The sequence below is a fragment of the Clostridium senegalense JC122 genome, from assembly GCF_000285575.1.
GTDB classification, from domain to species: domain Bacteria; phylum Bacillota; class Clostridia; order Clostridiales; family Clostridiaceae; genus Clostridium_J; species Clostridium_J senegalense.
Genome location: NZ_HE611050.1, coordinates 1,008,276 through 1,022,530 on the forward strand (window position 1 = coordinate 1,008,276; position 14,255 = coordinate 1,022,530).

General features: G+C 25.4%; 17 protein-coding genes. All 17 read right to left on the reverse strand.

Annotated features, from left to right (window positions below; all coding sequences use genetic code 11):
• A partial coding sequence (locus CSGHG_RS23555; protein ID WP_010293285.1) for a hypothetical protein occupies positions 1–684 on the reverse strand: 684 nt, incomplete at its 3' end.
• Positions 647–787, reverse strand: coding sequence for a hypothetical protein (locus CSGHG_RS23055; protein ID WP_155844730.1), 141 nt, complete (start codon positions 785–787; stop codon positions 647–649). The genes CSGHG_RS23055 and CSGHG_RS23555, both read right to left, overlap by 38 nt.
• A 505-nt stretch (positions 788–1,292) precedes the next feature.
• Entirely contained in the window at positions 1,293–1,604 is a 312-nt protein-coding gene (locus CSGHG_RS05375; protein ID WP_010293287.1) for an FtsX-like permease family protein, read from the reverse strand.
• Positions 1,594–2,343: an ABC transporter ATP-binding protein gene (locus CSGHG_RS05380; RefSeq protein ID WP_010293288.1), complete on the reverse strand. Its 750-nt coding sequence runs from the start codon at positions 2,341–2,343 to the stop codon at positions 1,594–1,596. The genes CSGHG_RS05375 and CSGHG_RS05380 overlap by 11 nt, the downstream gene beginning before the upstream one ends.
• A gap of 17 nt (positions 2,344–2,360) precedes the next feature.
• Positions 2,361–3,203, reverse strand: a complete 843-nt coding sequence (locus CSGHG_RS05385; protein WP_010293290.1) for a sensor histidine kinase — start codon at positions 3,201–3,203, stop codon at positions 2,361–2,363.
• Between the two features lie 2 nt (positions 3,204–3,205).
• Positions 3,206–3,337 (reverse strand): hypothetical protein, encoded by a 132-nt coding sequence (locus CSGHG_RS24580; protein WP_268869840.1) that lies wholly within the window; start codon positions 3,335–3,337, stop codon positions 3,206–3,208.
• The gene (locus CSGHG_RS05395; protein WP_010293292.1) at positions 3,315–4,037 is read right to left on the reverse strand and encodes a response regulator transcription factor; all 723 of its coding nucleotides are present in this window, start codon (positions 4,035–4,037) and stop codon (positions 3,315–3,317) included. Before CSGHG_RS05395 ends, CSGHG_RS24580 begins: the two co-directional genes overlap by 23 nt.
• Positions 4,038–4,196: 159 nt before the next feature.
• Positions 4,197–6,122: an FtsX-like permease family protein gene (locus tag CSGHG_RS05400; protein ID WP_010293294.1), complete on the reverse strand. Its 1,926-nt coding sequence runs from the start codon at positions 6,120–6,122 to the stop codon at positions 4,197–4,199.
• On the reverse strand, positions 6,112–6,876 hold the full coding sequence (locus CSGHG_RS05405) for an ABC transporter ATP-binding protein (protein WP_010293295.1): 765 nt from the start codon (positions 6,874–6,876) through the stop codon (positions 6,112–6,114). The genes CSGHG_RS05400 and CSGHG_RS05405 overlap by 11 nt, the downstream gene beginning before the upstream one ends.
• 19 nt (positions 6,877–6,895) lie before the next feature.
• The gene (locus tag CSGHG_RS05410; protein WP_010293296.1) at positions 6,896–7,393 is read right to left on the reverse strand and encodes a transglycosylase SLT domain-containing protein; all 498 of its coding nucleotides are present in this window, start codon (positions 7,391–7,393) and stop codon (positions 6,896–6,898) included.
• A 225-nt stretch (positions 7,394–7,618) separates the two neighbouring features.
• Entirely contained in the window at positions 7,619–7,960 is a 342-nt protein-coding gene (locus tag CSGHG_RS05415; RefSeq protein WP_010293298.1) for a hypothetical protein, read from the reverse strand.
• A 104-nt stretch (positions 7,961–8,064) separates the two neighbouring features.
• The gene (locus CSGHG_RS05420) at positions 8,065–9,378 is read right to left on the reverse strand and encodes a sensor histidine kinase (protein ID WP_010293299.1); all 1,314 of its coding nucleotides are present in this window, start codon (positions 9,376–9,378) and stop codon (positions 8,065–8,067) included.
• The gene (locus CSGHG_RS05425; RefSeq protein WP_010293300.1) at positions 9,359–10,033 is read right to left on the reverse strand and encodes a response regulator transcription factor; all 675 of its coding nucleotides are present in this window, start codon (positions 10,031–10,033) and stop codon (positions 9,359–9,361) included. The genes CSGHG_RS05420 and CSGHG_RS05425 overlap by 20 nt, the downstream gene beginning before the upstream one ends.
• Positions 10,034–10,192: 159 nt before the next feature.
• Positions 10,193–11,365 (reverse strand): MalY/PatB family protein, encoded by a 1,173-nt coding sequence (locus CSGHG_RS05430; protein WP_010293302.1) that lies wholly within the window; start codon positions 11,363–11,365, stop codon positions 10,193–10,195.
• 164 nt (positions 11,366–11,529) lie between these two features.
• Positions 11,530–12,555 carry an ABC transporter substrate-binding protein gene (locus CSGHG_RS05435; protein WP_010293305.1) on the reverse strand — a complete coding sequence of 342 codons (1,026 nt, stop codon included), beginning with the start codon at positions 12,553–12,555 and terminating at the stop codon, positions 11,530–11,532.
• Positions 12,556–12,601: 46 nt separating this feature from the next.
• Positions 12,602–13,426, reverse strand: coding sequence for an ABC transporter permease (locus tag CSGHG_RS05440; protein ID WP_341473506.1), 825 nt, complete (start codon positions 13,424–13,426; stop codon positions 12,602–12,604).
• On the reverse strand, positions 13,410–14,159 hold the full coding sequence (locus CSGHG_RS05445; RefSeq protein WP_010293310.1) for an ABC transporter ATP-binding protein: 750 nt from the start codon (positions 14,157–14,159) through the stop codon (positions 13,410–13,412). The genes CSGHG_RS05440 and CSGHG_RS05445 overlap by 17 nt, the downstream gene beginning before the upstream one ends.
• Between the last annotated feature and the right edge of the window lie 96 nt (positions 14,160–14,255).

Consider the following 14,255-nt stretch of genomic DNA (forward strand, 5'->3'; position numbering starts at 1 on the left):
ACCGATACTCTTTAAATTCCTAAAATTAATTTTATTATATATAACCTCATTATAAAATCTAATATAAACTAAACTTAATGCCATAAAATAAATTAATGTACAAATTAAGGTAGAGAAATATATGTATATTTTATTTGTAGATATAGAATCATAATATCTACTTACTCTTGATATCATATAAAATGTATCTTGTTTATCATATTTATAATATTCTTCTCTTATGTCATCAATTATTTTAGTAGCTTCTGTCCATTTAGGCAAATCATATGCTATACAACTAAGATAGTTTAATTTTCCATTTAATTCATTAAACATATTTTCTGAAATAACATATAAATCATTAGCACTAACTGCATATGTTACATTGGATATAATCTTCTTATTTATACGTAACTTCTTGCCATTAACCGGTACATAATCTTCTGTAATTTCCTCTTTAAATAAGGGGACACTATAGACTTCATCATCATTAACACTAATTTCAGACTTTCCATATTGCAGCGCTAATTTATTATATTCTTCATTACTTATAAATGAAATATACTCATTTAAATTCAGTATCTTATATTTAGTTTTATAGTAACTAAAATCATTTTTTTCTAATATATTATCTAAATCTTTTTCAAAGGGAATTGTTTCACTTTTATTATCTATGAAAAATGCAATATGTATAAGGAATTTCAACTTCTAAATTTTTTGCTACTACCATAGCATCCGTATATAGCATAGATATTATAGCAAAGGTTACAGTTAAAAGAATTGTTGCTAAAATTACTATATTAGACATATTAATGAAACGTTCTTTAATTGAGGATAATAGTATTATATTTTACCTTTTATTTTATGAAATGTATCTTAGATAATAAATGTAAAAAATAAGGAATTAAATATTTTAATAATATGAAATTTATAATAGCTATGGTGAAAAATTCAATAAAAATGTAAATAGGACTTATTTCAATATGTGAATTAAATTTATTTAATAATATCATAAGTATTAATATTATTATAGAAGTATAGATTTTCCATATATTTAAAGCTTTAGTTTTTTTATTATCAACTAAAAGCTCATCGCATCCTTTTCTTAAAATTTTTTATAATTAATAGTGTATGCTAAAATAAATATTATGGTATAAGCTAAAACAGTTTCTATTATTGCATAAGTTGGAAAATAGAAATTCATATTTTCTATTTTTGTAATATAACTAAAAATTATAAGAAAAACTTTAAAAATACGACCCCTAATATAACACCAATAATTATTGCACTTCCTCCAACTATTAAATTTTCTATCATAAAAACTTATAGAAATCTTTATAATCCACACCCAGTGCCATTAATACTCCAAATTCTTTTTTTCTCATTTTTATAAATGTATTCAATGAATACATTATAAAAAATATAGATATTAAAATAACTTGAAATTTCATATAACTAATATCAAAATGCAAATCACCTTTTACACTCTCTATTAATACAGGATGATTTATTATAGCTGAAGTTATAATGAATATAAAAACAGCTGCACAACTGCTAATTAAATAATATAAATATAATTTCAAATTTCTTATAGTACTTTTAAATAAGATTTTTTCAAAATTCATAGTCATTCCCTCCTAGAAAGGAAAGTACATCTAATATTTCTCTATAAAATTGCTTATTACTCTCTCCTTTATATATTTCATTATAAATTTCTCCATCCCTTAAAAATATAACTCTATTCGAAAAACTTGCAATATAAGGATCATGAGTAACCATGAATATAGTTGTATTCATTTGGGTTTGTATCTTCTTCATTAACTTCATTACATCATCACTACTTTTAAAATCTAAACTTCCTGTTGGTTCATCTGCAAATAAAACTTTAGGCTCTGTAATTAAAGCTCTAGCTATAGCTACTTTTTGTTTTTCTCCTCCTGAAATTTCAAATATATTTTTATGCAATATATCTTTTATATTTAAAAATTCACTTAAAAATTTTAATTTAGATTTCATTTCACCATTCTTTTTATTTAAAAATGTTAATGGTAAAATTATATTATCTTTTACATTTAAATAATCTAATAATCTAAAATCTTGAAATATACAACCTAAGTTATTTCTCCTAAATATTGTTATTTCTTCTTCTGAGAAATTACTAATATTTTTATTATATATTTTTACTTTTCCTGCAGAAGGTTTTGTCATACCATAGCAAATATTTAAAAAGGTACTTTTACCACTGCCTGAAGGTCCCATAACAGCTATGAACTCATTATTTTCTAAATAAAAGTTTAAATTTTTAATAGCAAATTCACCTTTTTTATAAATTTTATAAACCCCTTCTAGTTCTATTAAATTCAAGTTACCACCTCAAAACGTTATATTATAATAATAACTTTAGTTCCAATTCCTTGCTGTGACTCTATATATATTTGGTGATCTAATTTATTGCACACTTCTTTTACTAAATGCAATCCCATTCCTGTTGATTCACCATAAGTTCTTCCATTTTCACCTGTATAGAAAGCCTCAAAAACTCTTTTTATATCACTTTTAGATATCCCTATACCTTCATCTATGACTTGAATTTTCACTCTATCATTTTCCTTCTCAGCTATAACTTCTACAGATTTCCCTTTACCTTGTGAATATTTTATGCTATTTATTAATATTTGTTCTAATATAAATTCTATCCATTTTTTATCGCTATTTATAATTATCCCCTCTTCAATTCTAGTTTTAGGAAAGATTTTATTCTTTATAAAATAACTTTTTAAAGTATTTATAGCATTTTTTATAGGAATTTCTGCCGGAAATTGTTTTATTGAAAAATCATTTTTAAAATCTTCTATTCTAGCATTATATAAAGCTAATTTTAATCCTCTTTCTAATTTATCAACTTCACTTTTTATATCTAATATAAATTCTTCTCTTTCATATTCTTGCATATATAGTTTTATTACTGAAATCGGCGTTTTCATATGATGAACCCATTGATTCATAAAATCTAACTGTTCTTTTTGCCTTTTTATTTGATTATAAACTTCACCTTGATAAAATCCGTACATTTCATTACTGATTCTATTTAATTCTTGTCCTAAATAAGAATCTCCAAACTCCGATACTAGTTCTTCGAAATTTACATAACTTTTAGACAATCCTTTATAAAATTTTTTATTTTTAAAATATCTACAAACCATATAAATTAAAACTATAAACATATTTAGAATAAAAAATACATTTTGTTATTTACAGTATTAAGTCCATCAAAAATTAAGTCACAACCAAATATTAATACAAAGCTAAATAAATATACCAAAATAAACCCTAAATTATCTTTTATAAACAGTTTCATCTAATTGCCTCCAACTTATATTAATCCTATATCCTGCCCCCCTAACAGTTTCTATAACATTTTCTATATTAAGCTCTAACAATCGTTTTCTTAATCTTGTTATATTTACATTTAGTGTATTATCATCTACAAAGGATTGATCATCCCAAAGTTTTTCTAATAATACATCTCTAGATACAATTTTAGGATAACTGCTCATAAGACAATCTATAAGTTCGCACTCCTTTTTACTTAATATAACCTTATTCTCCTTATATTCCAGTTCTAATCTTTCTGGGTATAGCATTAGTCCTTCTAGATTTACAATTCTTTCATTTGATGTTGATGCGTATTCTCCATATACTCTTCTTAAATTGCTTTTTATCTTAGCTCTTACAATTTCATAATTAAATGGTTTAACTATGTAATCATCTGCACCACTTTCTATAGCCATTATCTGATTCATATCACTGTCTCTAGCAGATATAAATATTATAGGACATAGTGATTTTTGCCTTATCTTACTACACCAATAATACCCATCAAATTTGGGTAAATTTACATCCATAAGAACTAAATTAGGATTTTCTCTGTCAAAAATCTCCATAACCTCATCGAATTTTTCAACTTTAAAAACACTATATCCATATCTTTCAATATATTCACTTAACAATGTTGCAATTTTTAAATCGTCCTCTACTACCATTATTTTATAAGACATACCCTTATCTCCATTTCATAAATTTTATTTATAATAATATAAAAATACGATATTATTATAAATAAGGTATGTCTATTTTAAACATACCTTATTTATATTATCTATTATTTCCGTAAAATTATTTCAATAATTTTAAATTTACTATTTTAAATCTTCCATCTATTCAGTTTCACTTATTATTTTATAATAATTATTTGAAGTTATTATATAATATATCATGTATATCACAATGTATGGAATTAATACTTGCAATTCAATTAAAGCTGTATTTTGATTAAAAGCCTTTGCTATATATGAAATTGCTACAACACTATGCAATATTCCTACAATTAAAGGCATTATAAATACATATGCAACTTCTTTGTATATTGTAGATTTTATACTTTTTTCACTAACTCCTATCTTTCTTAAAGATTTGTACCTACTACTTTCTTCTGTTGCTTCTGAAATTTGTTTGAAAAATATTATACTTCCCATTGCAACTAAGAATACTCCCCCTACAAATATTCCTATGAATAGCATTCCAGAAATAGATGTGGATTGTTCTTTAAAGTTTTTATAGTAAGATGAATATATAAATATATCACTTCTATCGTCTTTATTTTTTAATACTTCTTCGTTTATTTCATCATCAATTTTTTTATCTAACATTTCTATATTTTTATTATCAGAAAGTTGGTATATATTTAATTTTTGTAACTCCCCAATTTTCTTTACTTTATTATAATCTGTATCATTTAGTATAATGGTTTCAAATGACATATGCTCATTTATTAAATTATTTTTATAATATTTCTTTATAGTATACTTTTCAAAATTAGTATTATCATTTGTTATATTTATTTCTTTAGGCTCTTCTTTATTAGATGCACTGTCTCCAAATTCATAAAAATATAAACATTCACCTGGTTTTAAATCAATGTTTTCATATTTTTTCTCTCTTAAATTATTTATCTTATCAAAATCACTTTCAGATATTACATTGAAATTTGACTGTTGTAAATCTACTTCACCTTCAACTTCAACATATTCAGCCTTTGTACTTCCTAAAAATTTAGTATTATTTTCTTCTTGTATAAATTTTGTAATATCACGGTCTAATGACTTACTATCTATAGATGTTATATATGAATATGGATACATATCATTAAACTTTCCGATAAACTTATCATAATAACTTATACTTACACCCATAGCTGTTATAGTTGTAGCACTTAAAATGGCTATTAATGCTAAAGCTCTAGAATTTCCTTTTATTCTAAACAATAACTTAGATGTTACTATCATATTTAATCCTTTAAAATACGATGTTTTATTCCTTTTTCTAGCCTTTATTAAAAATACTAATAAAGATGAAAATAACATAAACGTTCCAGTAGTTATTGATACCAATATTAATATCAGTGATAACTCTTCATTTGAAGACTTTATTAAATTTAAATAGTTAAAATATCCAAACAAAATAAGTATTATTGATAATACTGCTTTTATCATCGAGGCTTTTGGCTCAACTTCTCTTTTACTTTCTGCTTTAAATAAATCTATAAGTTCAAATTTATAAATAGTCCTTCCACTAATAATAGAAACTAAAATAAAGATTATAATAAATGCTATAATTGTATTTATTATTCCTTTACTTGTTATTACCTTTCCAATAGGTATACTAAGTCCAATCATCTTTATTAGAATAACAGTTGCAAATTTTGCAAATACAGCTCCTAATAAAATTCCTATTATTAATGCTATAATACCTATAAAGAAAGTCTCTAAAAACAACATTTTACCTATACTCTCATTTTCAATTCCTAAAAGAGAATATAATCCAATTTCCTTTTTTCTTTTCTTTAGAAAAAAGTTATTAGAATACCATATAAACATTGCAGAAAAAAATAATATTATGTAAGATGACATTTTAAAACCTGTGCTAAGTTTAACACTTCCTTCTAACATACTATTTATTACTTCATTGAATTCTAAAGATTTAAATATAAAAAATATTGATACTGATACTATTATAGAAACAAGATAAACAATATAATTTTTCAAATTCATTTTAACATTATTTTTTGCTATATTAAATATCATCTGTAGAATCACCACCAATTAAAGCCATAGTATCAATTATTTCCTGAAAAAATACTTTTCTTGTTGAAGATTTATGAATTTCTTTATAAAGCTTACCATCTTTTATAAAAATTACCCTTTTGCAATAACTTGCAGCACCTGGATCATGTGTTACCATCATTATCGTAGCTTTTCTTTCTTCATTTAAACTTTCTAAGGAATTTAAAAGTTCTTTTGATGACTTAGAATCTAATGCTCCAGTAGGTTCATCTGCTAGTATAATAGATGGTTGCGATATTATTGCTCTAGCTGCTGCTGTTCTTTGTTTTTGTCCTCCTGAAAGTTCAGTTGGGTATTTATTTAATAGTTCTTCTATTCCTAACCTTTTACATGTTTCCATAACCTTTAACTCTATTTCTTTAACACTTACCTTACTTATAGCTAAAGGTAATGCTATATTTTCTTTAACAGTTAATGTATCTAACAAATTAAAATCTTGAAATATAAATCCTAAGTTTTCTCTTCTAAACTTAGCTAATTCTTTATTATTTAAATCAGTAATATTTTTTTCCTCAATTTTAATTTCGCCATGAGATGGTTTATCTATAGTTGATACTATATTTAATAATGTACTTTTTCCTGCCCCTGATGGTCCCATTACACCTACAAACTCTCCTTCTAGGATTTGTAAATCTATATTTTCTAATGCTTTATAACTAGTCCCTTTAGTTTTATATACTTTTGAAACATTTTTAATTTCTAATACGCTTTTCATTTAACCATTCTCCTTATAGTTATTTTAATGATGGATATAAAAATTTATATATTTTTTCTCTTTTTTCAATTTTATCTCCATAGTATTTTTTTGCATATGACTTATCTTGTTCTTCAACTTCACCATTTCTACTTATCCAATTTGCCATCATTTCCTTAAGATCTTTACCATTAAAATTTTCTGATATATAAAATGAACCTAATCTTATATTATTCTCTGCCTTAGCTACATCTGCTTTGTTTTCAATTTTTATTCCTGCCTTTTTTGCTATTTCCATACCTGACTCATCTGTTATATTCATAAGTCCAGACGGTCTTCCTTTTTTATAAGGTGTTTCTTTGAAATTTGTTTCAAAATGAATAACAGCCGCTATAACAGCTGGATCTACTTTGTAATTTTCTCCACACTCCTTTATAACATCTATATTTGTTATAGGAAATAGCATTTCTCTTACAAATAGCCCAGAGCTTATTACTATTACAGCTAATGATAATAAAACTATTGTTACTTTCTTCATATTTTTTATTCCTCCAAACTATACTAAAATTTTATTTAATAACTTAAAATTAATTTTTTAATTTATTACAAGTTTATTTTAATATGGATTTATAATTTTAAATATTGATTTATATTTCATAAATATTACAGCCTTGTAATGTTAATAAAAATAACCTTGCTAAAATTTAGCAAGGTTATTTTTATTACATATTATTTTATAATCTATATAATTCTTATTTTAATTTTATGCTCCCTGTTCTACATTTCCATTTCTAATTTTAGGACCATTTCCATTGCAATTACCTTTATTTTGTTTACAGTTTTCTCTGTTTTGCTCACAATTCTCTCTATTTTGAGGACAATTTTCCTTATCTCCTCCATAATAACATTGATCATTCGTGTTTTCTTCCACTGTTGGAGTTTCAGCCCCATCACTTATCTTCACCGGTGCAATTTCACTTTTTACTTCAGATTGCATATTTTGACTCTTAGTTTCAACATTATTTGATGTCCCTGCAAAAACCATTCCTGTAGCACCTAAAGTCATAGTTGTTGCCATAATTAATGATAATATTATTTTTTTCATTTTAAATTCCTCCTATAAGTTAAATTCATATTCTCTAATATAATATTACTTATAAGTTTTAATACTTTTTTGTTTAATTTGTGATGAATTTGTGAAAATTGTAATTAAAGCACTTTATCTTTAGGGATTATGAAATAAAATTCTACTCCAGATTCTTTTAAGTTTCTAGCACCATATGAAAATTCATGTTTTAATAATATTTCTTTGGAAATAGATAAACCAATTCCCATTCCTCCACTACTCTTATTTTTTAAATATCTATCCCAAACTTCACCTATAAATTCTTCATCTATTCCTTTACCATTATCTCTTATACTTATTTTTACATTATCGCTTACATCTTCTAATATTATTTTTATAGAATCTCCACAGCTATGTTTTATACTGTTATCTATTAAATTATAAATTACTCTATATAAGTAAATTTCATCACCTTTTATAAAAATATCATTATTTAAGTTATTTATAACAGCTATTTCAAAATTATCATTACTCATAAAACTAATCTTTTTTACACATTCATTTATAATATGAGTAATACTAATTCTTTCGAAATTCATATTAACTTTGCCCTCTTTTATTTTTGAAAGTTGTAATATTTCAGATACTAACCTGTTTAACCTGTCAACTTCTTCAATTATGATTTCACTATATTCTTTTACCTCTTCTCCTTTTACTAATTCATCACCTATTGCCTCGCTATAATTTTTAATAATACTTAGGGGAGTTTTAAAATCATGACTGACATTAGCTATAAATTCCCTTTGCAAATTATATTTATAGCTTATTTCCTTAGACATTTTTTTAATACTTTGTGCCAACTCCTCTATTTCATCTCCTGTTTTGACATTTATATGTACATCAAAATTTTCTTTTGCTATTTCATCTGAAGCCTGTTTTAAATCTATTATAGGCTTTGTAAATCTTCTTCCAAGATAAATAGCTAATGGATTTGATATTATAATAGAAACCATAAATATAATAGCTAAAATTAAATATATTAAATTTATATATTCTTTTGTATCATAATAACTTTTCATTACAACTATGTATCCAGAATCTGTAGGTTTTTTATATGTTAAATATTTTTCTCTTTTATTAGTAACTAAAGTGTCCTTTTCTTTCAACTTTTCTACATCTACTTTATTTAACCACATCATTTTTCCAGGTCCAAAACAATGTGAATTACCACCTTCACTAATTATTCCTAATACTAACGAACTACTATATGTTCCATACATTTTATATTCTGATTCTATTTGACCACTTATCTTTTCTAACTCATTATATTGTTGCTTTATGTATACTTTTCCTAAAAGAACTGTTGAAAAAATATATCCTAGTCCCATAACAAGAACTGTGGATAATAAAAAGTATTTTAAAATTCTCTTAGTTATTTTATTCGTTCCTGTCTTCAAGTTTATAACCTACCCCCCACACTGTCTTTAAATTCTCATTAAAATATTTTATTTTTTCTCTTAAATTTTTAACATGAGTATCTATCGTTCTAGAATCTCCTATAAAATCATATCCCCATACCTTTTCTAAAAGTTGTTCTCTATTAAACACTATATTCATATTTCTAATCAAAAAAGTCATTAAATCAAACTCTTTAGGTGTCAAAGTTATAATACTACCAAACTCCTGTACTAGATGTTTTTCTACATCAACTATCAGATTATCAATCTTAAAATTTTCACATTTATTTTCCTTAATTGTATTAATTCTAAGCTTAACTCTTAATACAAGTTCCCTCATACTTATAGGTTTTACCATATAATCATCTGCACCTAACTCTAATCCAAATATTCTATCTTCCTCATCCCCTCTAGCAGTTATCATGATTACAGGGACTTTAGAATTTAATGATTTTGATTTTCTTAACAAAGACCATCCATCTTTTTTAGGTATCATAACATCTAAAATTATAAGATCAAAAGTTTCATTTTCTATAAGTTCATTTCCTTCAAAACCTTCTTTTGCACATATAATTTCATAACCCTCTTTATTTAAATATAGTTTCATAACATCTCTAAGTTTTTTTTCATCTTCAACTATTAATATTTTACTCATAATGACACCTCACCCTTACTTACTATATAGTTTATAAGTAATTATACATGTTTTTAATAGAAATTTACTTATTCTATTATACTTTTAACATTAAATTTATAATAGAAAATAGCCGTTTAAAACAACATCTTACTATTATTTTAAACAGCTACAATTAAATTATAAACTATTTATTGCATTTTCTATTCTATTTAATGCTTCTTCTATAATTTTTCTACTAGTTCCTATATTCATTCTTTGGAATTGTTCTCCTGCGTATCCAAACATCTTTCCATTATTTAATCCTACTTTGCATTTATTTATAAAAAATTTATTTAATTCATCATTACTCATATTTAATTGGGAGCAATCTAACCATAATAAGTATGTGCCTTGTGGTCTTTGAACTTTTATCTTAGGAATTTTATTTTCAAAATAATTTAGTACAAATTCTACATTTTTATTTAGGTAATCCATTAATTGATTATACCACTGTTCACCATTAACATAAGCAGCTTCTAAAGCTACTGCCCCCATTATATTAGGACCATGTATACAATGCTTATCTAATTGAATTTCAAATTGTTTTCTTAATTTTTCATTTTGTATGATTATATTAGCTGTTTCTAGACCAGCAATATTAAATGTTTTATTTGGTGCTGTACAAATAATTGAATTGTTTGCAAATTCATCATTTATTTGTGCAAATACAGTATGCTTATTTGGTTTATATACTATATCACCATGAATCTCATCGGAAACAACTAGTATATTATTTTCTATACATATTTCACCTAACTTTTTTAATTCCTTCATTGTCCATACCCTACCTCCTGGATTATGTGGACTACAAAGAATTATCATTTTTGTCTTGTCTGTAATTATTTCTTTTAAATTTTCTAAATCCATTTTATAATTACTACCATCATAAACTAACGGGTTTTCTAAAACTTCACAATCATTATTTTTTATTAATCTATAAAACGGATGATAAACTGGAGTCTGTAAAATAACTTGGTCACCAGGTTTTGTAAATGCTGCAATAATACTATTAACTCCTGGTACCACTCCTGGCGTAAATTTTATCCAGTCTTTTTCTATTTTCCATTGAAACCTTTTTTGCATCCAATTAATTACTGACTTATAGTAAGAATCTGGTGAATATGTATAACCAAACACTTCATGTTTTAATCTTTCTTCCATAGCTTTAACTATAGCTGGTTCTACCCCAAAATCCATATCTGCAATCCACATAGGAATTACATCATCTCTTCCAAATATAGCTCTGCGATTATCCCATTTAGCACAATTAGTACCTATTCTATTAGGAATTTCATCAAAATTATATTTCATACTAACCCCTCCAAAATTTAACCTTATTTTTATTTACTTTGATTATATGTCTATTTTTACATTATGTCTAATAAGTAAGTCTAGTTTTCTATTTTAAAATAGAAAAAACTGATTAATTCAAATTCATAATAAACTTTAAACTAATCAGTTTGTCTAAATATATACTATTTAACTTTTTCTATAGATTCTTCAGCAAAAGTTTTTGTTACTATTTTTTCATATGGAGCTCTTTTATCTAATTCTTTTGCCATGTCCATTACATCCATCAATCTATTAAGACTTTCTTCTTCAAGTATTGGATTTTGGCACCAAGCATCTATTGATTTATATCGATTAACAACAGTTACTATATCTTCCATCTTCATATCATTAAAAAATGGTGCTATTGATTTTGCAATTTCTTCTGCACTATGATTTTGTACGTATATTTGACCTTTATATATTGCATTTGTAAAACTTTGTATTGTTTGTTTATTTTCTTTTATATATCTATTTGTTGCTGAATAAGCTGTATATGGTATTTCTCCTGACTCTTCTCCAATTGATGCAACAATATATCCTTGTCCTTGCTTTTCAAGGGATGTTGCAGATGGTTCAAATAATGTTACATAATCTCCTTCTCCTGCTGTAAACGAACCTGCCATAACATTAAATTGAATATCTGTTCTAACATTAACTTCCCCATTTTCTTTATTGGTTCCGATTTTCAAATTATTATTTTTGATTGTATACTCTAATGTCATTTCAGGCACTCCACCTTTTCTACCACCAAGTACCTCTTTCCCCTTTAAATTCTCAAATTTAAAATTATCTTCCTTATCTCTTCCAACTAAAAAGCTACCATCTCTTTTAGTAAGCTGAGCAAAATTTATTGCATAGTCATTACTTCCTTTATTATAAACATATATAGATGCTTCTGGTCCCATAAGCCCAATTTGAACTTCATCTGATATTAATGCTGCCATAGTCTTATCAGCACCCTGTGCTGCTATAAGTTCAATATCTAATCCTTCTTCTTTAAAGTAACCTTCATTTATAGCTACATATTGCGGTGCATAAAAAATAGAGTGTGTTACTTCTGCAACCTTTATTTTAGTAAACTCTTCATTCTTCTTTCCACAGCCGCTAAAAAACATTGAACATATAAAAGCGCTGGTTAAAACAGCTATTAACTTTTTATATCTTTTCAATTTTTTTCACCTCATACCTCTTTAATCTAATAAGTCAAAAGAATCACTAATTATTATCTACGTTTTGTTTTGACTTGTAAATTTTTTCTATCACATTTACCACTTCGTACATTATAAGCGCACATACAGCTAAAACTACAACACCCATCATAACTAAATCTAATCTAAATACTTGCCCTCCATATACTATCAAATATCCAATTCCATATCTTGATACTAAAAATTCACCTACTATTACTCCCACCCAAGACATTCCTATATTTATTTTTACTATATTTATTATATTTCCTATATTAGATGGTAGAATTAATTTTGTGAGAATTTGACTTTTCGTAGCTCCAAAACTTCTAAGCATTTTTATTTTTTCTTCATCTGCATTAATAAAATAATTATATGCTGACAATATAGTTGTAACTACAGATATAGTTACAGCTATAACTACAATTCCTTTTATTCCAGCACCAGCCCAAACTATAAGAATAGGTGCTAATGCGGTTTTAGGAAGTGCATTTAGAACTACCATAAAAGGATCTAATATTTTCGCTACTGTTTTAGACCACCATAACATTATAGCAATTATAATTCCTAAAACTGTACCAATAGTAAAACCTAAAACTGTTTCCCATACAGATATGCCAACGTGTTTAAACAACTCACCATTAGAAACATATTCTTTAAATAAAACATATATATCTGATGGCTTGCTAAATAGAAATGTATCTATAATTTTTACTCTGGCAAAAACTTCCCAAATTACTAACAACATAACTAGTAAAAATATCTGCCAAAATAATATTTTATATTTATTCTTTTTTCTTTCCTTTAAAAACTTTTCATATGCTGAAAGAGATGAATTATTTTTCATGAACATCCAACTCCCTCCAAAGATTATCAAAATAATCCTTAAATTCTGGTGCTTTTCTTGCCAAAAGTGGTGTTTTTTCATTAGTTACTGTTAATTCTATATCATATACTTTTTTAATATTTGCTGGTCTTTTAGATAAAACAGCAACTTGATCTGCCATTGATATTGCTTCAGATATATCATGTGTTACTAATATTGTTGTTTTATTTTCATTTTTAATTATTTTATATATATCGTCACTTACCATGAGTCTTGTTTGATAATCCAAAGCAGAAAAAGGTTCATCTAAAAGTAAAATATCTGGATCAACAGAAAGTGTTCTTATTAAAGCAACTCTTTGCCTCATTCCTCCAGATAATTCTCTAGGATATCTATTTCTAAATTCCCATAATCCATAATTTTTTAATAATCTATTTATCTTTTTTATTGCATCATCATTTAATTTTTTTTGTATTTCAAGTCCAATAGTTATATTATCCATTATGGTTCTCCATTCTAATAAATGGTCTCGTTGAAACATATATCCAATCTTTCCTTTTATATTTATATCTCCTGATGTTGGTTTTAACAAATTACTTAATATATTTAAAAGTGTTGATTTTCCGCTACCAGATGGTCCTAAAATAGCTAAAATCTTACCTTCTTCTAAGGAAAAACTTAAATTTTCTAAAACCTTAAGTTCTCCATCTATAGTATAGAAATTCATCCCTACATTTTTCACATCAACAATAGAGGACACTTTCTCACCTCCAAACTATAAGATTAGAAAATGACTAATTTATTTTTCATAACCTTATAATCTATATATTAATATGTTATTTACAAAATAGTTGTT

Coding starts and splice junctions, on each gene's coding strand:
- CSGHG_RS05405 (WP_010293295.1), bottom strand. CDS start 6,876: ATGAAAAGCGTATTAGAAATTAAAAATGTTTCAAAAGTATATAAAACT.
- CSGHG_RS05395 (WP_010293292.1), bottom strand. CDS start 4,037: ATGTCTTATAAAATAATGGTAGTAGAGGACGATTTAAAAATTGCAACA.
- CSGHG_RS05375 (WP_010293287.1), bottom strand. CDS start 1,604: ATGAATTTTGAAAAAATCTTATTTAAAAGTACTATAAGAAATTTGAAA.
- CSGHG_RS05430 (WP_010293302.1), bottom strand. CDS start 11,365: ATGAAATATAATTTTGATGAAATTCCTAATAGAATAGGTACTAATTGT.
- CSGHG_RS05440 (WP_341473506.1), bottom strand. CDS start 13,426: ATGTTCATGAAAAATAATTCATCTCTTTCAGCATATGAAAAGTTTTTA.
- CSGHG_RS05385 (WP_010293290.1), bottom strand. CDS start 3,203: ATGTTTATAGTTTTAATTTATATGGTTTGTAGATATTTTAAAAATAAA.
- CSGHG_RS05400 (WP_010293294.1), bottom strand. CDS start 6,122: ATGATATTTAATATAGCAAAAAATAATGTTAAAATGAATTTGAAAAAT.
- CSGHG_RS05425 (WP_010293300.1), bottom strand. CDS start 10,033: ATGAGTAAAATATTAATAGTTGAAGATGAAAAAAAACTTAGAGATGTT.
- CSGHG_RS23055 (WP_155844730.1), bottom strand. CDS start 787: ATGTCTAATATAGTAATTTTAGCAACAATTCTTTTAACTGTAACCTTT.
- CSGHG_RS24580 (WP_268869840.1), bottom strand. CDS start 3,337: ATGAAACTGTTTATAAAAGATAATTTAGGGTTTATTTTGGTATATTTA.
- CSGHG_RS05415 (WP_010293298.1), bottom strand. CDS start 7,960: ATGAAAAAAATAATATTATCATTAATTATGGCAACAACTATGACTTTA.
- CSGHG_RS05410 (WP_010293296.1), bottom strand. CDS start 7,393: ATGAAGAAAGTAACAATAGTTTTATTATCATTAGCTGTAATAGTAATA.